At 71.2% G+C, this 18,742-nt stretch carries 19 protein-coding genes; 4 read left to right on the forward strand and 15 right to left on the reverse strand.

All coding sequences use genetic code 11. The features are described 5' to 3' along the window. Positions 1–10: 10 nt before the first annotated feature. Positions 11–865: an NAD-dependent epimerase/dehydratase family protein gene (locus JYK17_RS12760; protein WP_222810394.1), complete on the reverse strand. Its 855-nt coding sequence runs from the start codon at positions 863–865 to the stop codon at positions 11–13. Positions 866–999: 134 nt separating this feature from the next. Here JYK17_RS12760 and JYK17_RS12765 point away from each other — a divergent pair, with 134 nt between their 5' ends. Next, the gene (locus tag JYK17_RS12765) at positions 1,000–1,857 is read left to right on the forward strand and encodes a helix-turn-helix transcriptional regulator (RefSeq protein ID WP_108007615.1); all 858 of its coding nucleotides are present in this window, start codon (positions 1,000–1,002) and stop codon (positions 1,855–1,857) included. On the opposite strand, the gene era is transcribed toward JYK17_RS12765, so the two are convergent. Next, positions 1,837–2,796: a GTPase Era gene (era, locus tag JYK17_RS12770; protein ID WP_164932245.1), complete on the reverse strand. Its 960-nt coding sequence runs from the start codon at positions 2,794–2,796 to the stop codon at positions 1,837–1,839. The two genes, JYK17_RS12765 and era, sit on opposite strands and share 21 nt — an antisense overlap. Positions 2,797–2,973: 177 nt before the next feature. On the opposite strand from era, the gene JYK17_RS12775 reads away from it, so the two are divergent. Together JYK17_RS12775 and JYK17_RS12780 are read left to right on the forward strand one after the other, a co-directional pair. Continuing rightward, positions 2,974–4,296 carry an ammonium transporter gene (locus JYK17_RS12775; RefSeq protein WP_108007613.1) on the forward strand — a complete coding sequence of 441 codons (1,323 nt, stop codon included), beginning with the start codon at positions 2,974–2,976 and terminating at the stop codon, positions 4,294–4,296. Next, positions 4,293–4,631, forward strand: a complete 339-nt coding sequence (locus JYK17_RS12780; RefSeq protein ID WP_128802979.1) for a P-II family nitrogen regulator — start codon at positions 4,293–4,295, stop codon at positions 4,629–4,631. Before JYK17_RS12775 ends, JYK17_RS12780 begins: the two co-directional genes overlap by 4 nt. Here JYK17_RS12780 and JYK17_RS12785 read toward each other — a convergent pair. The 5 genes from JYK17_RS12785 to JYK17_RS12805 all read right to left on the reverse strand — a co-directional run bounded on the left by JYK17_RS12785 (position 4,525) and on the right by JYK17_RS12805 (position 8,952). After that, a complete protein-coding gene (locus JYK17_RS12785; RefSeq protein WP_128802978.1) occupies positions 4,525–5,535 on the reverse strand; it encodes a WxL protein peptidoglycan domain-containing protein in 1,011 nt (336 codons plus the stop codon). The two genes, JYK17_RS12780 and JYK17_RS12785, sit on opposite strands and share 107 nt — an antisense overlap. A 55-nt stretch (positions 5,536–5,590) precedes the next feature. Next, positions 5,591–6,907, reverse strand: coding sequence for a WxL domain-containing protein (locus tag JYK17_RS12790; protein WP_222810395.1), 1,317 nt, complete (start codon positions 6,905–6,907; stop codon positions 5,591–5,593). Positions 6,908–7,059: 152 nt separating this feature from the next. Beyond that, a complete protein-coding gene (locus JYK17_RS12795) occupies positions 7,060–7,536 on the reverse strand; it encodes a hypothetical protein (protein ID WP_222810396.1) in 477 nt (158 codons plus the stop codon). Between the two features lie 212 nt (positions 7,537–7,748). Beyond that, entirely contained in the window at positions 7,749–8,102 is a 354-nt protein-coding gene (locus JYK17_RS12800; protein WP_222810397.1) for a cytidine deaminase-like protein, read from the reverse strand. A gap of 28 nt (positions 8,103–8,130) precedes the next feature. Continuing rightward, entirely contained in the window at positions 8,131–8,952 is an 822-nt protein-coding gene (locus JYK17_RS12805; protein ID WP_261995688.1) for a helix-turn-helix transcriptional regulator, read from the reverse strand. A gap of 160 nt (positions 8,953–9,112) precedes the next feature. Between JYK17_RS12805 and JYK17_RS12810 the strand changes: the two genes are divergently transcribed. Further along, positions 9,113–10,552, forward strand: coding sequence for an MFS transporter (locus JYK17_RS12810; RefSeq protein ID WP_128802975.1), 1,440 nt, complete (start codon positions 9,113–9,115; stop codon positions 10,550–10,552). On the opposite strand, the gene JYK17_RS12815 is transcribed toward JYK17_RS12810, so the two are convergent. The 8 genes from JYK17_RS12815 to JYK17_RS12850 all read right to left on the reverse strand — a co-directional run bounded on the left by JYK17_RS12815 (position 10,514) and on the right by JYK17_RS12850 (position 18,675). Then, complete coding sequence (locus JYK17_RS12815; protein ID WP_222810399.1) at positions 10,514–10,873, reverse strand: MmcQ/YjbR family DNA-binding protein; 360 nt, start codon at positions 10,871–10,873, stop codon at positions 10,514–10,516. The two genes, JYK17_RS12810 and JYK17_RS12815, sit on opposite strands and share 39 nt — an antisense overlap. Beyond that, positions 10,870–12,177, reverse strand: a complete 1,308-nt coding sequence (locus JYK17_RS12820) for a hemolysin family protein (protein WP_108007604.1) — start codon at positions 12,175–12,177, stop codon at positions 10,870–10,872. Before JYK17_RS12820 ends, JYK17_RS12815 begins: the two co-directional genes overlap by 4 nt. Then, positions 12,174–12,671 carry an rRNA maturation RNase YbeY gene (ybeY, locus tag JYK17_RS12825; protein WP_108007603.1) on the reverse strand — a complete coding sequence of 166 codons (498 nt, stop codon included), beginning with the start codon at positions 12,669–12,671 and terminating at the stop codon, positions 12,174–12,176. The genes JYK17_RS12820 and ybeY overlap by 4 nt, the downstream gene beginning before the upstream one ends. Positions 12,672–12,684: 13 nt before the next feature. Next, the gene (locus tag JYK17_RS12830; protein ID WP_222810400.1) at positions 12,685–14,814 is read right to left on the reverse strand and encodes a PhoH family protein; all 2,130 of its coding nucleotides are present in this window, start codon (positions 14,812–14,814) and stop codon (positions 12,685–12,687) included. A 151-nt stretch (positions 14,815–14,965) separates the two neighbouring features. Continuing rightward, complete coding sequence (locus JYK17_RS12835) at positions 14,966–16,108, reverse strand: carbohydrate kinase family protein (RefSeq protein WP_258198216.1); 1,143 nt, start codon at positions 16,106–16,108, stop codon at positions 14,966–14,968. 65 nt (positions 16,109–16,173) lie between these two features. Continuing rightward, on the reverse strand, positions 16,174–16,323 hold the full coding sequence (locus JYK17_RS41170) for a hypothetical protein (protein WP_241662389.1): 150 nt from the start codon (positions 16,321–16,323) through the stop codon (positions 16,174–16,176). Between the two features lie 127 nt (positions 16,324–16,450). Next, the gene (locus JYK17_RS12845; RefSeq protein ID WP_222810401.1) at positions 16,451–17,740 is read right to left on the reverse strand and encodes a glucarate dehydratase family protein; all 1,290 of its coding nucleotides are present in this window, start codon (positions 17,738–17,740) and stop codon (positions 16,451–16,453) included. Next, positions 17,737–18,675 carry a 5-dehydro-4-deoxyglucarate dehydratase gene (locus JYK17_RS12850; protein ID WP_222810402.1) on the reverse strand — a complete coding sequence of 313 codons (939 nt, stop codon included), beginning with the start codon at positions 18,673–18,675 and terminating at the stop codon, positions 17,737–17,739. Before JYK17_RS12850 ends, JYK17_RS12845 begins: the two co-directional genes overlap by 4 nt. Positions 18,676–18,742: the final 67 nt, after the last annotated feature.

The raw sequence follows: 18,742 nt of genomic DNA on the forward strand, positions 1-18,742 counted from the left end.
GCGCGCGGTCTCACAGGGCCCCGGCCTCCTGTGCGGTGTACACGCTCGGGTAGATCGGCCGGAAGCCGAGCTCGCGGCGGATGCGCCGGGTGTCCACGATGTTGTGCCACGGGTCGGGGTCGGTGTTGTCGTACAGCTCGGCGGGCACCTCCACGCCGTTGAGCTGGTACAGCTCGACGGTGGTGACCGGGGCGTCGTCGCCGACGTTGTAGATCCGGCCCGCGATGCCCGGCGCGTACAGCAGCCGCATCAGGGCCTGGGCGACGTCCGCGTGGTGGGCCATGTGCAGCCGCTGCTGCGGGGCCCAGCGCGGCGCCCAGGCCATGACGTTCTCCAGGTGCGGGTCGCCCTCGCCGTAGACGAACGGCAGCCGGGCGATGCGCACGTCCAGGCCCTCCATCGCCAGCAGCGCCCGCTCGGCCTCGGCCTTGGAGGCGGGATAGGCGCCCCACATGTGCCCGCCGGGCCTGCTCTCGTCCTCCTCCACCAGCGGGCGCCCGCGACCGGAGCCGTACACGTTGTTCGTGCTGACCTGCACGAACCGCTCCACCCCGGCCGTCTGCGCGGCCCGGCCCAGCGCCACCGCGGCGTCCCGGTTGACGGCCCACGCCTCCTCGTCGGGCACGCCGCGGAAGGCGGCGGCGACGTTCACGACCGCGTCCACCCCGGCGAGCGCCTTGCCGAGCGTCTCCTCGTCCCGCAGGTCTCCCACGGCCACCTGGGCGCCCAGCTCCGCGAAGCGCTCGCCGCGGGCCTCGTCGCGCACCAGGACCCGGATCTGCTCGCCCGGCTGCCGCCGCGCCAGCAGCCGCGGCACGAAGCGCCGCCCGACCTGTCCCGTCGTACCGGTCACCAAAGTCAGCATGATGTGCTCCTCCCGCAGGACCGTCCTGCTTGCCCCTCCAGCCTCGGCGGCCGGTGCGGCGGGCGGGAGAGACCTCTTCATCAGGGGATCGGCAGTCCCTGGATAAGCCGGGCGGACGCGCGCACCCTGGAGGGGTGAACCGAGCCGAACTCGCCGACTTCCTGCGCCGCGGCCGCGCCCGCCTCGACCCCTCCGACGTAGGGCTCACGGCCGGTGCCCGGCGCCGTACGCCCGGGCTGCGCCGCGAGGAGGTGGCCCAGCTGGCCGGCATGTCCGTGGACTACTACTCGCGCCTGGAGCAGTCCCGGGGCCCGCGCCCCTCCCGCCAGATGCTCACCGCGCTGGCCCGCGCGCTGCGCCTGACCGAGGACGAGCGCGACCATCTCTTCCTGCTGACCGGCGAGGAGCCGCCGCGCCGGGAGGCCACCAGCACGCATGTGCGCCCGGGCCTGCTGCTGGTGCTGGACCGGCTGCACGACACCCCGGCGCAGGTGGTGACCGACTGCGGGGAGGTCCTGGCGCAGAACGCGATGGCGCGGGCGCTGAGCGGGGACGCGCTCGCCCGTCCGCCCCGTGAGCGCAACATCATCCGGCGCTTCTTCCTGGACCCGGCTGCCCAGGACCTGTTCCCGCCCGAGGACCGCCCGAAGCGCGCCCGTGAGCAGGTGGCGAGTCTGCGCGCGGTGTCGGCGGCCCGTCCCACGGACCCCGAACCGGCCGCCCTGGTCGCTGAACTGCTCGCCGCCAGCGAGGAGTTCGCCCGGCTGTGGGAGGAGCACGAGGTGGCCGTGCGGCGCGCCTCGACGAAACGCTTCCGGCACCCGGTGGTGGGCGTCCTGGAGCTGGACTGCGAGGTCCTCGTCAACTCCGGCCACAACCAGCAGCTGGTCGTCCACACCGCCCGCCCCGGCACGGAGTCCTACGAGCGGCTGCAGCTGCTGCGGGTGGTGGGCCTGCAGGACCTGAGGCCGTCAGAAGCCCAGACGCCGTAGCTGCTTCGGGTCGCGCTGCCAGTCCTTGGCCACCTTGACGTGCAGGTCCAGGAAGACCGGGGTGCCCAGCAGCGCCTCGATCTGCTTGCGGCTCTTGATGCCGACCTCCTTCAAGCGCTTGCCCTGGGGGCCGATGACGATGCCCTTCTGGCTGGGGCGCTCGATGTAGAGGTAGGCGTGGATGTCGAGCAGCGGCCGGTCGGCGGGGCGGTCCTCGCGCGGCAGCATCTCCTCGACCACGACCGCGATGGAGTGCGGCAGCTCGTCGCGCACGCCCTCGAGGGCCGCCTCGCGGATCAGCTCGGCGACCATGACCTGCTCGGGCTCGTCGGTCAGATCGCCCTCGGGGTAGAGCGGCGGGCCCTCGGGCAGCAGCGGGATCAGCAGGTCGGCGAGGAGGCTCACCTGCGTGCCGCCAGTCGCCGACACCGGGACGATCTCCGCCCACTCGATGCCCAGCTCCTTGCCCAGCTGGTCGATGGCGATGAGCTGCTCGGCCAGGGCCTTGGAGTCCACGAGGTCGGTCTTGGTGACGATCGCGACCTTCGGCGACTTCTTGATCCCCGCCAGTTCCTTGGCGATGAACCGGTCGCCGGGGCCGATCCTCTCGTTCGCCGGCAGGCAGAAGCCGATCACGTCGACCTCGGCCCAGGTGGTGCGCACCACGTCGTTCAGCCGCTCGCCGAGCAGGGTGCGCGGCTTGTGCAGCCCCGGGGTGTCGACCAGGATCAGCTGGGCGTCCTCGCGGTGCACGATCCCGCGCACGGTGTGCCGCGTCGTCTGCGGCTGGTTCGCGGTGATGGCGACCTTCTGCCCGACGAGAGCGTTCGTGAGGGTGGACTTGCCCGCGTTGGGGCGGCCGACGAAGCAGGCGAAGCCCGACCTGTGGGCGGCCTGGGGCGGCTGCGACGACCCGGATGACTGACTGCGAACGCTCATGCGGCCCATTCTCCCTGATCCACAGAGCCCCGCCGCACCGACGGTTGATCGCCGCCCGCCCCGCGGCTGTCCACCCTGTGAGATCCAGGAAACCTGAACGCAACGAAACACCGTGGAAACACACCCGTGCACATCCGGAAACGCGGGCCGGTGACGCTTCGACGAGCCCCCACCCCGATGGAGACGCCCGTGACCTTCGCCGCCACGCACGCAGACACCGGTGACACCGCCTGGCTGCTCGCCGCCACCGCCCTGGTCCTGCTGATGACACCGGGCCTCGCCCTCTTCTACGGCGGCATGGTCCGCACGAAGAGCGTCCTCAACATGCTGATGATGAGCTTCGTGTCGATCGCCCTGGTCACCGTGGTGTGGCTGGCGGCCGGCTACTCGCTCGCCTTCGGCGACGACGTCGGCGGCGGTCTTATCGGCGGTCTGAAGCACGCCGGGATGGCCGGGCTCGGCCCGGACAGCCTGCACGGCACCGTGCCCACCCTGCTCTTCGCCACCTTCCAGCTCACCTTCGCGATCATCACGGCGGCCCTGGTCAGCGGGGCGATCGCGGACCGGGCCAAGTTCGCCGCCTGGCTGGTCTTCGTGCCCGTCTGGGCGCTGCTGGTATACGTTCCCGTCGCGCACTGGGTGTGGGGTCCGGGCGGCTGGATCGTGTCCCACCTCGGCGCCCTCGACTTCGCCGGCGGCCTGCCCGTCGAGATCACCTCCGGCGCCTCCGGACTCGCGCTCTGCCTGGTCCTCGGCCCGCGGCTCGGCTTCAAGAAGGACGCGATGCGCCCGCACAACCTGCCGATGGTGATGATGGGGGCCGGCCTGCTCTGGTTCGGCTGGTTCGGCTTCAACGCGGGCTCGGCCCTGGGCGCGAACGGCCTCGCCGCGGCCGCCTTCCTCAACACCCTCGCCGCCGGCTGCACCGGCCTGCTGGGCTGGCTCTTCGTCGAGCAGAAGCGCGACGGCCACCCCACCACCCTGGGCGCGGCCTCCGGCGCGGTCGCGGGCCTGGTCGCCATCACCCCGTCCTGCGGGACGGTCTCCCTGCTCGGCGCCCTGGTCGTGGGTCTCGCCGCCGGTGTCGTCTGCTCGTACGCCGTGGGCTGGAAGTTCAAGCTCAACTACGACGACTCGCTCGACGTCGTCGGTGTCCACCTGGTCGGCGGCGTCATCGGCACCCTGCTGATCGGCGTGTTCGCCGAGAGGGCCATGACGGGCTCCGCCGAGGGTCTGCTCTACGGCGGCGGGCTCGCCCAGCTCGGCAAGCAACTGGTCGCGGTGGTGGCCGTGGCCGCGTACGCCTTCCTGGTCACCTTCGGCCTCGCCAAGCTGATCGACAAGGTGATGGGCTTCCGCGCGGAGGAGGAGCACGAGCACACCGGCCTGGACCTTACGGTGCACGCCGAGACGGCATACGATCACGGCGTCCTGGGCCATGGCGCTCCGGTCTCGTCCTCCGTCCTCTCCCCCACCCAGAAGGTCCAGAGCCAGGCATGAAGCTGATCACCGCGATCGTCAAGCCCTACCGCCTCGACGAGGTGAAGACCGCCCTCCAGGAACTCGGTGTGCAGGGCCTGACCGTGACCGAGGCCAGCGGGTACGGCCGCCAGCGCGGGCACACCGAGGTGTACCGCGGCGCCGAGTACCAGGTCGACCTGGTCCCGAAGGTCCGCATCGACGTGGTCGTCGGGGACGAGGAGGCGGACGCCGTGATCGACGCGATCGTCAAGGCCGCGCAGACGGGGAAGATCGGGGACGGGAAGGTGTGGGCGGTGCCGGTCGAGACGGTCGTACGCGTGCGGACGGGCGAGCGCGGTCCCGACGCGCTCTGAGGAACAGCGCGACGCCCACGACCACCACCACGAGCAGGACCAGCGCCACCAGCCACGGCAGCGAGAAGAACGACGCGCTCGCCGACTCGCGGGTGTGCTGCGCGCTCGCCGTCAACGTCACCCGGCCCCAGTCGAGTTGGGGCGCACCCTGCCACGGTTCGGTGAGTTTCACGCGCTGTCCGGGCAGCAGTTCGGCGGGGACGCGGGTCAGGCCGCGGTCGAGCAGCGTACGGCCGAACAGGCCCTTGGCCCTGAGTTCCACCTTGGGGTCGAGGGTGACGTTGCCGGTGTTGTGCAGGGTGTAGGAGATCGTCGCCGTGCTGTCGCCGAGGCCGGGGACGAGGGGCTGGTGGTGGACGACATGGACGTTCTCGACGGCGATCGCGGGCAGGGTCGGGCCGCCGACGCGGAGGTAGACGCGGGCCGCGACGGCCCGCTGGACACCGAGCGCGAGTGAGCCGTCGCCCTGGTCGACGTGTTCGTCGAGCGCCACCAGGGCGCCCGGGTGGTCGCCGGGTTCGGCCCCCTCGGGGACCTTCAGCGTGAAGGGCACGGTGATTCTGCCGTGCGCGGGGACGGTCACGCGCGCCTTCGCGGGCCTCGCCCAGGCGCCGACGCCGCGCTGCTTCTCGTGCACGGTCCGTACGGCGAATCCGCCGTCGCGCGCGGTGTTGTAGGCGTCGGCCGCGTACAGCCGGAAGGTCAGCGGCCCGCCGGTCTTGTTGGCGACGACCACCTTGTCCCGGAGGGTCGTACCGGGGTCGGCGGAGAGATAGAAGTAGGGGCGCGCGGCGATCTGTGTCGCGGCCGGGTAGACGGACCAGCTGCCGTTGTCGGCGGCGTGCGCGGGTGCGGCGAGGGCGGCGAGGAGCAGGCCCAGGACGAGGACGTACAGCTTGCGCATGGGTGCGGCCCCCCACGGCGAGAGGTGGGACGGGCGGGTGCGGGCGCCCGTGCGGTCAGGAGAGCGTGAGGGTCAGGACACCGGAGTACGAGCCCGGAGGCGTGAACGCCGGTACGTCCAGGGAGAGCCCGGCGTCCGCGGTGAACTCACCGCCGGTGAGCGTGCCGTCGGGGGTGGACGCCAGGGTCGCGCCCGAACTGCCCACCGTGCCCGCGGAACCGGCCTGGCAGGTGCTCGGGCTGCCCGCCTTGGTGGCGCAGGCGGGGCTCCAGCTCAGCTTCCCGGCATCGATCTTGGCGCCGGGACCGGTGAAGTCGGTGACCTTGCCGGTCAGGGACCAGCCCGCGGGCCCGCCGCGGAAGTCCTTGACGGTGACGGAGTGCAGGGCGCCGGTCGAGGCCCCGCCCTTGCCGAAGTCGACCGCCGACAGGGCGACGGCGTCACCGGCCTGGGACATGGCCAGCGTGCCGGCCTTCACCGTGGTCGTCAGCTTCTGGCTGCCGTCCGGGACGGGCGTGGTGTCGTTGACGACGTAGGCGGCGGGGCCCGCCCCCTTGTCGGCGCTCCACGTACTGCCCTCGTAGGCCACCACGCCTGTCGTGGTCTTGTCGTTGACCACGAGCGTGCCGCTGAAGGAACCGTCGGCTGCTGCGGTGACGGTCGCGGTGTCCGCGGTCTGGGTGTCCCCGGAGCGTCCGGCGAGGGTGACGGTCGCGCCCGCGGTGAAGTTGCTGCCGCTGACGGTGACGGGGTCGCCCACGTTGCCGGAGGCCGAACTCAGCGAGATCGCCCGGTTGTTGACGGGGGTGGAGTCGGTCGCGGTGACGGTGGCGGAGACCGGTGCGGGCGGGTCGGTCACCGTGCACGGGGTGTCGAGTTCGAGGATGTAGCTGGTGTGGATGTTGTAGTCGCCGGGCGAGAGGGTGATCGCGCCGGGCGAGGTGACCTTGAAGGTGCCGGTCATGGAGAACGACGGGAAGGCGCCGTTGCCCGGCACCGGATCGTTCTTCTTCGGTCCGGCGACGGTGACGTCACCGGTCTGCGCACCGCCGAGGGTGACCTTGCCGGTGGGCGTCATGATGTCGGCCGGCAGGGCGATGGCGGTGGGGTTGTTGGCGGCGGGCTTGACGACGGTGTAGGTGACGGTGACGGTGTCACCGACCTTCGGACTGGCGTTGTCCACCGCGACGTTGGCGGTGGTGGTGCCGTCGATCGGCGGGATGCCGGCGACGGCGGGCGGGATGCAGTGCGTGGCGAAGTCCACGTCGGTGGCTGCGCCGGCCGGACAGGCCAGCGCCGCACCCGCGGAGACCGCGAGCGCGGTCGCGCCCAGCAGCGAGGCCAAGCGGCGTCTTCGGGTTGTCGAACCCATGGGTGTGCCCCCTTCCTTGTGCGCTCACTGGGGGCATTGATGTGGGGATCGCGTGAGAAGTCAATGGAGATGACGCAACTGAACTGATGGACCGTCAGTCCCGTGAGTGCGGGAACTGACGGTCCACGTACAGCGGTTCAGCGCCGGCCGGCTCAGTCGAACACGAACGGTCCGGGTGACTGCGGGCCGGTCGCCGTACAGGTGATGGTGATGCCGAAGACGGTCATCTTCAGCGAGCCGCCGAAGGCTTCCAGGCTGTCGCCGGAGGCCACGGTGCCGCTGAGCGGACCGACGGTGACGGGGTCACCGGCCGCCATCGCCGGGTTCTTCGTACCGGTGAAGTCGGTGGTGCCACCGCTCGCCTTGACCAAGGTCAACGTGGACGAGATCGAGTCCGCCGACAGGGCGATCGGAGCGGTGACCGCCGACGACGTGAGCGTCATGGTGGCCGACGTGCCGTCCTGGGTGGCCGTGAGCGTGGCGTCGCCGCCACCGAAGCTGCCGCAGTCGGCGGTGAGCGTCGCCGACTGCGGGGTGACCGCGAGCGCGCTGGGGGCGAACGCGAGCGAGGCGACCGCGAGGGCCCCCACCGCCATGGCCGCACCTGAGGTGATACGTGTGGCTCTCATGAGGAACCGGCTCCCTTCCCGAAGCTGGGAACTGCCATGTGGGGATGGTTGGGAGAGATCCGTACGGGCCGTCGGCCGGGCGTGGTGCGGTACGCCGGGTGGGGGGTGAACGGGCGGATCTGACGGACCGTCGGAACTACCGGTTCCATTGATGCCCGTGGGATGAAGAAACGGCAAGGACGAATTCCGGACGACTCTGAAACGGCCGGTTTTCAGCCTGCGGTCACGGTGCTGCGGACCGTCCCGTCGGGCCCGGCCACCAGCACCGGAGTCTGCGGTCCGCCCAGGTCCGCCACCGCGGCACGGTCCTGCTCCGAGGCCGACCAGGCCTCGGTCACCACGGCCGCCGCCTCCAGCGACTTCGCCCCGGAGGCCACCGCCATGGCCACCGCCGTCCGCAGCGCGCTCAGCTCCAGTGACGGAAGAGCGACGGTCGCGGCGACATACGTACGTCCGGTGTCGTCCCGTACGGCCGCCCCCTCGGGCACACCGTTGCGGGCCCGCGCCGAACGGGCCAGGGTGACGATCTTGCGGTCCTCGGGGTCGAGCGCACTGCTGTCGGTCATGATCCGAGCATACGTACCACCGCGGCCGTCATCCGGCCACGGGGTACATCGCCCCGCGCCGCCCCTCCGGGGACGCCAGCCACTCCAGCTTCGCCGCCGTGTTCGCCTCGTCCAGCGGTGTGTGCAGCACGACCGTCAGATCGGGCCGCGCGGGCACCCGCATCGCCGTGGACTCCACGACCAGCAGCCCGACCAGCGGATGCTCCAGCTCCTTGCGGATCTGCCCGGCGTCCTCGATGTCCCGCTCCGCCCACATCGCCGCGAACTCCCGGCTCATCTCGGTCAGTTCGGCCAGCAGCGTCTGGAAACCCTCGTCGTCGGGCCGCGCCGCGCTCGCCGCCCGGAACTGCGCGACGACCGTGCGCGCGTTGCGCTCCCAGCTCTTGGACCGTGAGCGGTACAGGGGGTCGGTGAAGAAGTCGACCACGCAGTTCTGCGTGATGTCCGGCCGCATGCCCAGCACCGCGCCGGCGGCGTCGTTGTAGAGCACGCAGTTGTAGTACGGGTCCATGATGTGCGCGGGATACGGCATCCAGGTGTCGATCAGCCGCCGCAGCCCCTCGTACATGTCCCGCCGGTCGGGCTCGGCCTCCGGCGGCGGCGGATTCAGACCCGCCAGCAGATACAGATGGCGTCGCTCGGCACCGCTCAGTTTCAGCACCCTCGCCACCGAGTCGAGAACCTGCGGGGAGACCGAGATGTCACGCCCCTGCTCCAGCCACTGGTACCAGGACGCACCCACACCCGCGAGAACGGCGACCTCCTCGCGCCGCAGCCCGGGCGTGCGCCGCCGGGCCCCGCCGTCCGGCAGACCCGCCTCGGCCGGGGACACCCGTGCCCGTCGGCTCATCAGGAACTCGCGCAGCTCCCTGAGCCGGTGCGCCTTACCCGCCGCTGTCTCGACGACATCCGCCACGTACCCCACTCCCCCATTGCCGTGCCTGGTGCTGCCACCACCAGCACAACCTGCCGCTCCCCACCGCTATTCCGGCGCCCGCAGGCTCTTGCCCATGGCGATCGACACCACCCGATACGACACCACCGACGAACCGCTCGACACCCCCCGGCTGTCGACGCGCGACAAGCTCGTCCTCTTCGTCCTGTGCGCGGCCCAGTTCATGGTCGCCCTGGACTTCTCCGTCCTGAACGTGGCACTGCCCGACCTCGGGGCCGACCTCGGCATGAACCGGTCCTCCCTGCAGTGGGGAGTCACCGCGTTCGCACTGCCCTCCGGCGGTTTCCTGCTGCTGTTCGGCAGGATCGGTGACCTCTACGGCCGCCGGAGGCTGTTTTTGACCGGGCTCGCGCTGTTCGGCGCGGCCTCACTGCTGGCGACCCTCGCCCGGGACCCGGCGTCGTTCCTGACCGGACGCGCCCTGCAGGGCCTCGGCGCGGCGGCGATCGTCCCGACCGGCATGTCCCTGCTGACCACGACGTTCCCGGAGGGCCCGGCCCGCGACCGCGCCCTCGGCATCTCCGGCACCCTGCTCTCGCTCGGCTTCACCGTCGGCATGGTGGCGGGCGGTGTGCTCACCGACGCCTTCGGCTGGCGCTCCACAATGGCCCTGCTGACGCTGTTCGCGCTGCTCGTGCTGCCGATGGCGCCCGCCCTGCTGCCGGAGTCCCGCACCCCCGAGCGCCCGCGCCTCGACGTCCCCGGCGCGGTCACCGTCACCGCCGGCCTGCTCTCCCTGATCTACGCCCTGTCGACGGCCGCCGACCACGGCTTCGCCCGCACGGACGTCGTCGCGGCCCTCGTGGCGGGCGTCGTCCTCCTCGCCGCCTTCGTCGCCGTCGAGTCCCGTACGGCCGCACCGCTGGTCTCACTGCCGATGCTGCGCCGCCGCACGGTGGCGTGGGGCAATCTGGGCGGCCTGGTCACCTTCTCGATGATGTCGACGGTCGTCTTCGTGCTGACGCTGTATCTGCAGGAGGTCCTGGATCTGTCGGCCTTCGAGACGGGCCTGGTCTTCGGCGTCCAGGGCGTGCTGTCGGCGGTCGCCGGGGCCTACGCCCCGAAGGTCATCGGCCGCCTGGGGGCCCGCCGCACCCTCGTCGCCTCGCTCGCCGGCCAGGGCGCCCTGATCGCCGCACTGCTCGGCCTGAACGCCCACACCTGGTCGGTCTGGCTCGCCGTGAGCGCCGTCTCCCTGTCCAGCATGGGCCACCTGGGCGCGATCATCTCCTACGGCCTGACCGTCACCTCAGGGGTCCCGGACGAGGAACAGGGCCTGGCCACCGGCCTGGTCACCTCGACCCAGCAGGTCGGCATCACCATCGGCATCCCGCTCCTCGGCGTCCTGGCCACCACCTCGGACGACCTGCTCACCGGCGTCCACACGGTGCTGGCGGTCGACGCGGCGGTCGTGCTGGCCGCGGCCGCCCTGGTCGCCGTAGGACTGCGGGTGCGCTCAGGGGCGGTCGAGGCGCAGTCGCTCGGCGCGCGGTAGACCGGCCACCACCAGGTCGTACGAGTCCTCCACGAGCTCCCGGACCAGCCGGTCCGGGAGTTCGCCGTCCACCGTGACGGTGTTCCAGCGCCGCTTGTTCATGTGATAGCCGGGGACGATCAGGCCAGGATGGTCGGCGCGCAGCCGGACCGCGTCCTCCGGGTCGCACTTGAGGTTGACGGTCAGCGGCCGCGCACCGAGGTTGGTCAGCGCGAAGAGCTTGCCCAGCACCTTGAAGACGGAGGTCTCCGGGTTGAACGGGAAGTCCTCCACGGTGGCGTTGAAGGACAGACAGAGGTCGCGCAGTTCCTGCGGGGTCACTCCTCCTTCGCCTCCTCCTTTGGCCGAGCCTGCGGAGCCAGGGGCTCCACCAGGACGGTGACGATCTTGTTGCGGCGGCCGGCCGCGGCCTCGGCGGTCAGGCGCAGTTCGCGGCCGTCGGGCAGGTCGACGACGGCGGACGCCCCGGCGATGGGCACGCGGCCGAGCGCCTTGGCGAGCAGTCCGCCGACGGTCTCCACGTCCTCGTCGTCGTACTCGTCGAGGCCGTACAGCTCGCCGAGGTCGGTGATGTCGAGGCGGGCGGTGACACGGTGGCGGTCGTCGCCCAGGTCCTCCACGGGCGGCAGTTCGCGGTCGTACTCGTCGGTGATCTCGCCGACGATCTCCTCGAGGATGTCCTCGATGGTGACGATGCCGGCCGTGCCGCCGTACTCGTCGATGACGACGGCGACGTGGTTGCGCTCCTGCTGCATCTCGCGCAGCAGGTCACCGGCGTTCTTGGTGTCGGGCACGAACGCGGCCGGGCGCATGGCCGTGGAGACCAGCTCGGACTCGGCGTCGCGGCTGATGTGCGTCTTGCGGGCCAGGTCCTTCAGATACACGATCCCGACGATGTCGTCCTCGCTCTCGCCGGTCACCGGTATCCGCGAGAAGCCCGAGCGCAGCGCGAGGGTGAGGGCCTGACGGATCGTCTTGAACCGCTCGATGACGACGAGATCGGTGCGCGGGACCATGACCTCCCGCACGAGCGTGTCGCCCAGTTCGAAGACCGAGTGCACCATGCGGCGCTCCTCGTCCTCGATCAGGGACTCCTTCTCCGCGAGGTCGACCAGCGCGCGCAGCTCCGCCTCGGAGGCGAAGGGGCCGCGGCGGAAGCCCTTACCGGGGGTGAGCGCGTTGCCGATGAGGATCAGCAGGTTCGGGATCGGGCCCATGATCCGGGCCAGCGGCAGCAGGACGTACGCCGCGGCGGTCGCCGTGTTCAACGGGTGCTGGCGGCCGATGGTGCGCGGGGAGACGCCGACGGCGACGTACGACACGAGGACCATGACGCCGATCGCGACCAGCAGGGCGCGGGTGGTGCCCGGGAACTCCTGGAGGCAGGCGTACGTCACCAGGGCCGCGGCCGCCATCTCGCAGGCGACGCGCACCAGCAGCGCGACGTTCAGATAGCGGGTGGGGTCGGCCGCGACCTGGGCGAGCTTGGCGCTGCCGCGGCGGCCCAGGCGCACCGACTCCTCGGCGCGGAAGCTGGAGACCCGCGCGAGGCCCGCCTCCGCGCAGGCGGCGAGCCAGGCGACGACGACCAGCGCGATCGCGCCGGCGACGATCTGCGCACTCATGAGACGGTCGGGGCCGGGGACGGGCCGGTCAGGCCCTTCTCCGCGCGCCAGCCGTCCACGATGGCCGCCTGCAGACCGAACATCTCGGCCTTCTCGTCGGGCTCCTCGTGGTCGTAGCCGAGGAGGTGCAGCACCCCATGGACGGTCAGGAGCTGGAGCTCCTCGTCCATGGAGTGCTGCGTCGGCGCCTCTTCGCCCTGCTTCTTGGCGACCTCGGGACACAGCACGATGTCACCGAGCAGACCCTGCGGGGGCTCGTCGTCGTCCTTCGACGGCGGACGCAGCTCGTCCATCGGGAAGGACATGACGTCCGTCGGCCCCGGCAGGTCCATCCACTGCACATGCAGCTGCGCCATGGCGTCGGCGTCCACGACGATCACCGAGAGCTCGGAGAGCGGGTGGATGCGCATCCGCGCGAGCGCGTAACGGGCGATGTCGAGGACCGCCTGCTCGTCGACCTCGGTTCCGGACTCGTTGTTGACGTCGATCGACATGGTGCTGGGGTGTCTACTTCCGTTTGGTGCGGCCGCCCTTGTGGGTGCCGTTCTCCGTACCGTTCTGGCTGTCGTACTTCTCGTACGCGTCGACGATACGGCCGACCAGCTTGTGCCGGACGACGTCCTGGGACGACAACCGGGAGAAGTGGACGTCGTCCACCCCTTCCAGGATGTCCTGCACCTGCCGCAGCCCCGACTTGGTGCCGCTGGGCAGGTCGACCTGCGTCACGTCACCGGTGATCACTATCTTCGAGTCGAAGCCGAGCCGGGTGAGGAACATCTTCATCTGCTCGGGCGAGGTGTTCTGGGCCTCGTCGAGGATGATGAAGGCGTCGTTGAGGGTGTTGTGCGTCAGCAGGTAGTCCTGCGTGACGTACAGCGAGTCCTCGGCCGCCACCTGGATGCAGACGGTCTCCTCCCGGCCTGCCGGCTCGATCGAGTCGATGAATCGCATCGGGCGCCCGCCGCCTCCGGCCTCGTGGTACTTGGCGCGCTTGCGGGCGAGGCGGAACGGCTCGATGCCCTCGGGCAGGCGGATGTCGACGACATGGCTGTCGTAGCGGTGAGCCGCCAGAGCCGTCCCCTGCTCGCGGCCCTCGGCAGGACGACGGCGTGTGTAGGCGACGCCACCGAGCGACCGGACCAACGCGATGACGTCGTCCCGCAGAAGGATCGACGCGGTCGAGAACTGGATCCGGCAGGTGCGGTCCCGCTGCGTGACCGGTCCGCCGTCGGAGTCGAGCAGACCCTGAAGGACGGCCAGCCGTACCTCCGCGGAGTTGTACAGGTAGTCGTCCGGGACGAACTTGGAGTGCGAGCGGGTACGCAGCAGATCCAGCTCACGCAGTACCCGCGTGACGGGATTCTCCAGGGTGACCACATCGCCGGGGGACTTGACCCGGTTGAGTACGTAGTCCGGTCCGCCCTTGTGCCGCACCACGACACCGGGCAGAGCCGCCTCCAGCGCCTCGGCCAGCTCCGGATCCTCCGTCGCGAAGCTCGGCGTGGTGGAGCCCGTGAGGCAACCGTCGCCCAGCAGCAACCCCAGCGCGTACGCGTCCATGGGCACTTCACGCTCGGGGAAGCACACCGGCGCCGTCAGCAGCGGCAGCTCGTACCGGCGGGCATGCGCCGCACGCAGGTTGCCGATCATGTCCTGCGTCTCCAGCACCCGCCACGGCTTGTCGCGGCGCTTGTCGTCGCGCGTCCTGACGGTCCACAGGTGCTCGCCGCAGGCCAGGGTCCAGGAGCCGTCCTGGGCCGTGACGCGGTAGATGTCACGCTCGCCCTGCGGGTAGACACCGAGGACTGGCGTCGGCTCGCCGTTCGAGCCGATGACCAGATCACCGACCTGAAGATCCCCGATCGGCCGCCAACCGTCCGGCGTCAGGACGTTCGTGAAGATCGGCTGGCTGCGTCCGCGCATGTATGCCAGCGGCGCCACCTCGATCGTGCCCGCTGCCATCAGGCGGGGGATCGAGTCGGGGTCGAGCATGTCGTGCAGGGCGTCGTACAGGGGGCGCAGGTAGGGGTCGATCTTTTCGTAGAGGGTGCCGGGGAGGAAGCCGAGGCGTTCTCCGGCCTCGACCGCCGGGCGGGTCAGGATGATGCGGTTGACCTGCTTGGACTGCAGGGCCTGCACCGCCTTGGCCATGGCGAGGTAGGTCTTGCCGGTGCCGGCGGGGCCGATGCCGAAGACGATCGTGTGCTTGTCGATCGCGTCGACGTACCGCTTCTGGTTGAGGGTCTTGGGGCGGATCGTGCGGCCGCGGGAGGACAGGATGTTCTGCGTCAGTACCTCGGCCGGGGTCTCCTGGCCGTCGCTCGTCCCGTTCTCGCTCGCCTTCAGCATGGCGATCGAGCGTTCCACTGCGTCCTCCGTCATCGGCTGCCCGGTGCGGAGCACCAGCATCATCTCGTCGAACACGCGCGAAATGAGGGCGAGGTCCTTCTGGTCGCCGACCGCGCTGATCTGATTGCCCCGGACATGGATGTCGGCCGCCGGGAAGGCCTTCTCGATCACGCGCAACAGGGAGTCGCCGGACCCCAGAACGGTGACCATGGGGTGCTGGGCGGGGACGGTGAACTCTGCTCTCGCCTTCCCCTGCGCGGGGGTGTGAGCTGTGGGTGTCTGCGTCATGGGCCGGCTCGTAGGCCTTGCTCGTCCTCCTCGTCACGGCACGCTCGCCGCTCGGGCTGCCTGGCGATTTCCAGGGTACGCCGGGGCACTGACAACGCCGTAGGGCTTTTCCGTGCCCTGGGTTTCACAGCGCCGCGCCGAATCCGCGCGCTCACGCGGAGCGGAAACCGATCGTCGGCACCGCCCGCCGCAGCGGCCAGGGCCGGGCCTCCTCCTCCGGCACCAGCGCCTGCAGGAAGGAGTACCGGCGCAGGGCGGCCGGGTCCTGGGTGCGTACCGACTGCACCTTGCGCCACCAGGCGCCGATCTCTGACCAGCCCGGCGCGGAGAGGGAGCCGCCGAACTCCTGCACCGACAGGGCTGCCGTCAGGCCCGCGAAGGCGAGGCGGTCGGCGAGCGGCCAGCCGGCCAGGGTGCCGGTGACGAAGCCCGCGACGAAGACGTCCCCGGCGCCGGTCGGGTCCAGGGCCTCCACGGCGATGGCGGGGACCTCGGCGGTCTCGCCGGTACGGCGGTCCACCGCGTACGCCCCCTCGGCGCCGAGGGTGACCACCGCGAGCGGGACGTGCTCGGTCAGGGCGTGGGCGGCGGCGCGGGGGCAGGTGGCGCCGGTGTAGCGCATCGCCTCCTCCGCGTTCGGCAGGAAGGCCTCGCAGTGCTGGAGGTCGGTCAGGCCCGCGAGGTCCCAGGCGTCGGTGTCGTCCCAGCCGACGTCGGCGAAGACGCGGGTGCCGCGGTCCGCGGCGCGGGCGATCCAGGGGGCGGGCTTGCCGGGGGTGAGGGAGGCGACGGCGGCACGCGCGCGGGGAGTGCCGCCGGGGGTGCCGGACGGGTCGAGGACGGCCTCGACGGGCGGTTCGTGGCCGTGGGAGACCATCGTGCGCTCGCCCTCGTAGGCCATGGAGACGGTGACCGGGGAGTGCCAGCCGGGGACGGTGCGGGAGGTGGAGAGGTCGATGTGCTCGCCCTGTTCCAGCGCGTCCCAGCAGTACTCGCCGTAGTGGTCGTCGCCGAAGGCGGCCGCGAGGGACGTTTTCAGGCCGAGGCGGGCGAGCGCCGTGGCCATGTTGGCGACGCCGCCGGGGCTCGACCCCATCCCGCGCGCCCAGGACTCGGTCCCGCGCACCGGGGCGGAGTCGAGCCCGGTGAAGATGATGTCGAGGAAGACGGTGCCGGTCAGATACACGTCCCAGGGCGGATCGCCGGGGGCGCGCAGCACGGCCAGGGGGTCGACCTCGGCCTGGCACTGCGGTCCTTCGGTGATGGGCGACGGTCCCTTCCCGGTGGGCGTGATCACGGTGCGCTCCCTGACATGGTGCGGATCAGGCCAGTGTGCACCACCCCAGTGACACGGGGGCGTCAGGCGGTCGAGGCTCCGGGGTGTGCCGTGGGAGCCGTACGGGCCGTGCAGGCCGCCCCCGGTGCCGCCTTGCCGGGCGCGGTGGCCGCAGCAGGGGCCGGGCGGGTGCGGATGCGGTCGTTGCGGCCGCCGCCGCGGACCAGGAGCACGCTGAGGGCGGCGAGGAAGCCGACGACCGTCAGGCCGACCAGTCCGGCCCTGGTGGAGCCCGTGGTGTCCTCGATGATGCCGAAGGCCGTCGGGGCGACGAAGCCGAAGGGGAGTTGACGGCCTGCGTCACCAGCGGGGGACGGCCGGTGTGACCCAGTCGGGGTCCTCGACGCGCATCGCCGCCGCGTCGTCGCGCTCGCGCAGGGTGCCGTCGTCGTCGAGCCAGCGCTGGTGCAGCAACCGCACCTTGTCGCGGTCGAGTTCGACGCCGAGGCCCGGCGCGTCGGAGACGGTGACCTTGCCGCCTACGAAGGTCATGCGGTCGCTCAGTACATCCTCCGACTGCCAGGGGTAGTGGGAGTCGCAGGCGTGGTGGAGGTTCGGGACGGTGGACGCGACGTGGGTCATCGCGGCGAGGCTGATCCCCAGATGGGTGTTGGAGTGCATGGAGACCCCGACGCCGAAGGTGCGGCAGACGGCGGCGAGTTGCTGGGTGTTGCGCAGGCCGCCCCAGTAGTGGTGGTCGGACAGGACGACCTGGACGGCGCCCTTGGTGAACGCCTCCTCGATCTCGGCGAAGGTCGTCACGCACATGTTGGTGGCGAGGGGCACGGTCGTGGCCGCGGCCACTTCGGCCATCGCGGGGGTGCCGAGCGCCGGGTCCTCCAGGTACTCGAGGACGTCCCCCAGCTCGCGGGCCACCTTCAGCGAAGTCTCCACGGACCAGGCGCCGTTGGGGTCCAGACGCAGCGGATGCCCGGGGAACGCCTCGGCCAGGGCGCGGACCGCGGCGATCTCCTCGTCGGGCGGGAAGACCCCGCCCTTGAGCTTGAAGGAGGTGAAGCCGTATCGCTCGGTGAACAGCCGGGCCTGCTCGACGACCCCGGCCGGGTCGACGGCGGCGCCCCAGTCGTCCTTCTCGCAGGCCACGCCCTCGGGGTGGTCCGCCCACTTGTAGAACAGGTAGGCGCTGTACTCGACGCTGTCGCGCAGCTTGCCGCCGAGCAGTGTGTGCACGGGCAGGCCGAGCGCCTTGCCGAGGGCGTCGAGGCAGGCGACCTCGAAGCCGGAGACGACGGACAGCCGCAGCTTGTCGGCGGTCTGCACCCCGCGCAGGCCGCCGACGTCGACCTGTCCTGAAACCCGGGCCTCGTCGACGGCGACCTCGTCGGCGAAGGTGAACAGCCCGTTCAGCTCACTGACTTGACGGCCGATCAGCTTGGTCGCGAACGGCCTCGCCAGCTCCAGGTACTTGGTGTCGCCGTAGGTCTCCCCCACTCCGGTGATCCCGTCGGCCGTCACCACCTCCACGATGAGCCGCGGGGTGTACGGCTGATGCACGCCCTGCGTGTTGAGCAGGGGCGGGTCGGCGACCAGAATCGGCGTCAGCCGTACGTCGGTGATGGTGAGGTTCACAGGGAGGCTCCCACGAGGTCGAGTCCGGTGGTCAGGAGGGCTTTGAGGTCGGCCAGGTCGGCGGGCGAGGGGTCGGTGAGCGGGGCGCGCACGGGGCCGACGGGGCGGCCGCGCAGCCGGGCCGCGGCCTTCACCAGGGACACGGCGTATCCCGGTACGCGATCGCGGAGTTCGACGAGCGGGACGTAGAAGTCGCGCAGCAGTGTGTCGAGGGTGGCCGGGTCGTCCTTGTGCAGTGCCGTGAAGAAGGCGTCGGCGATCTCGGGGGCGAAGGCGTGCACGGCGGAGGAGTAGGCGGGGACGCCGACGGTGGCGTAGGCGCGGGCCTGGATCTCGGCGGTGGAGGCGCCGTTGAAGAACAGGAAGCCGTCGGGGGCGGCGAGGGTCAGGCGCTGGAGGCGGTCGAGGTCGCTGTGGCCGTCCTTGAGGCCGATGACGTTCTGGATGCGAGCGATCCGCCTGAACGACTGTGCGGTGTAGGCGACTTGGCCGCGCTGGTAGGCGATGAGCGGGAGCCGGGTGCGGGCCGCGATCTGCTCCAGCTGGGCGACCAGGCCGTCCTGCGGGGCGGCGGTCAGATAGTGCGGCAGGACGAGGAGCGCGTCGGCGCCGGCCTCTTCGGCGATGCGCGCGAACCGTGCGGCCTGCGCCCAGCCGTAGCCGGTGCCGGCGACGACGGGCACGCGGCCGGCCGCCTCCTCGACGGTGATCGTCACGACCTGCCGGTACTCGTCCTCGTCCAGTGAGAAGAACTCGCCGGTGCCGCAGGCGGGGAAGACGGCGCCGGGCGCGGTGGCGAGCTGGGCCGCGACATGGGCGCGCAGGCCCTCAGGGTCGAGCGAGCCGTCGTCGTGGAAGCTCGTGAGCGGGAACGACAGCACGCCCTTCGCCATGCCGTCCCGCAGCCGCCGGACCGTGCCGGTATGGAGGCTCACCCTCGCCATCTCCCTATGTAGACGTCATCTACGTATGAAGATGGAGGTTAGATACACGAACCGCGGG

Origin of the sequence: Streptomyces plumbidurans (assembly GCF_019857225.1) — a bacterium.
Lineage (GTDB): Bacteria > Actinomycetota > Actinomycetes > Streptomycetales > Streptomycetaceae > Streptomyces > Streptomyces plumbidurans.

Excerpts from the sequence above, each read along its gene's own strand:
- JYK17_RS12760 (WP_222810394.1), bottom strand. The coding sequence starts at position 865 with ATGCTGACTTTGGTGACCGGTACGACGGGACAGGTCGGGCGGCGCTTC.
- era (WP_164932245.1), bottom strand. The coding sequence starts at position 2,796 with ATGAGCGTTCGCAGTCAGTCATCCGGGTCGTCGCAGCCGCCCCAGGCC.
- JYK17_RS12775 (WP_108007613.1), top strand. The coding sequence starts at position 2,974 with ATGGAGACGCCCGTGACCTTCGCCGCCACGCACGCAGACACCGGTGAC.
- JYK17_RS12780 (WP_128802979.1), top strand. The coding sequence starts at position 4,293 with ATGAAGCTGATCACCGCGATCGTCAAGCCCTACCGCCTCGACGAGGTG.
- JYK17_RS12785 (WP_128802978.1), bottom strand. The coding sequence starts at position 5,535 with ATGCGCAAGCTGTACGTCCTCGTCCTGGGCCTGCTCCTCGCCGCCCTC.
- JYK17_RS12790 (WP_222810395.1), bottom strand. The coding sequence starts at position 6,907 with ATGGGTTCGACAACCCGAAGACGCCGCTTGGCCTCGCTGCTGGGCGCG.
- JYK17_RS12795 (WP_222810396.1), bottom strand. The coding sequence starts at position 7,536 with ATGAGAGCCACACGTATCACCTCAGGTGCGGCCATGGCGGTGGGGGCC.
- JYK17_RS12800 (WP_222810397.1), bottom strand. The coding sequence starts at position 8,102 with ATGACCGACAGCAGTGCGCTCGACCCCGAGGACCGCAAGATCGTCACC.
- JYK17_RS12805 (WP_261995688.1), bottom strand. The coding sequence starts at position 8,952 with ATGAGCCGACGGGCACGGGTGTCCCCGGCCGAGGCGGGTCTGCCGGAC.
- JYK17_RS12810 (WP_128802975.1), top strand. The coding sequence starts at position 9,113 with ATGGCGATCGACACCACCCGATACGACACCACCGACGAACCGCTCGAC.
- JYK17_RS12820 (WP_108007604.1), bottom strand. The coding sequence starts at position 12,177 with ATGAGTGCGCAGATCGTCGCCGGCGCGATCGCGCTGGTCGTCGTCGCC.
- ybeY (WP_108007603.1), bottom strand. The coding sequence starts at position 12,671 with ATGTCGATCGACGTCAACAACGAGTCCGGAACCGAGGTCGACGAGCAG.
- JYK17_RS12830 (WP_222810400.1), bottom strand. The coding sequence starts at position 14,814 with ATGACGCAGACACCCACAGCTCACACCCCCGCGCAGGGGAAGGCGAGA.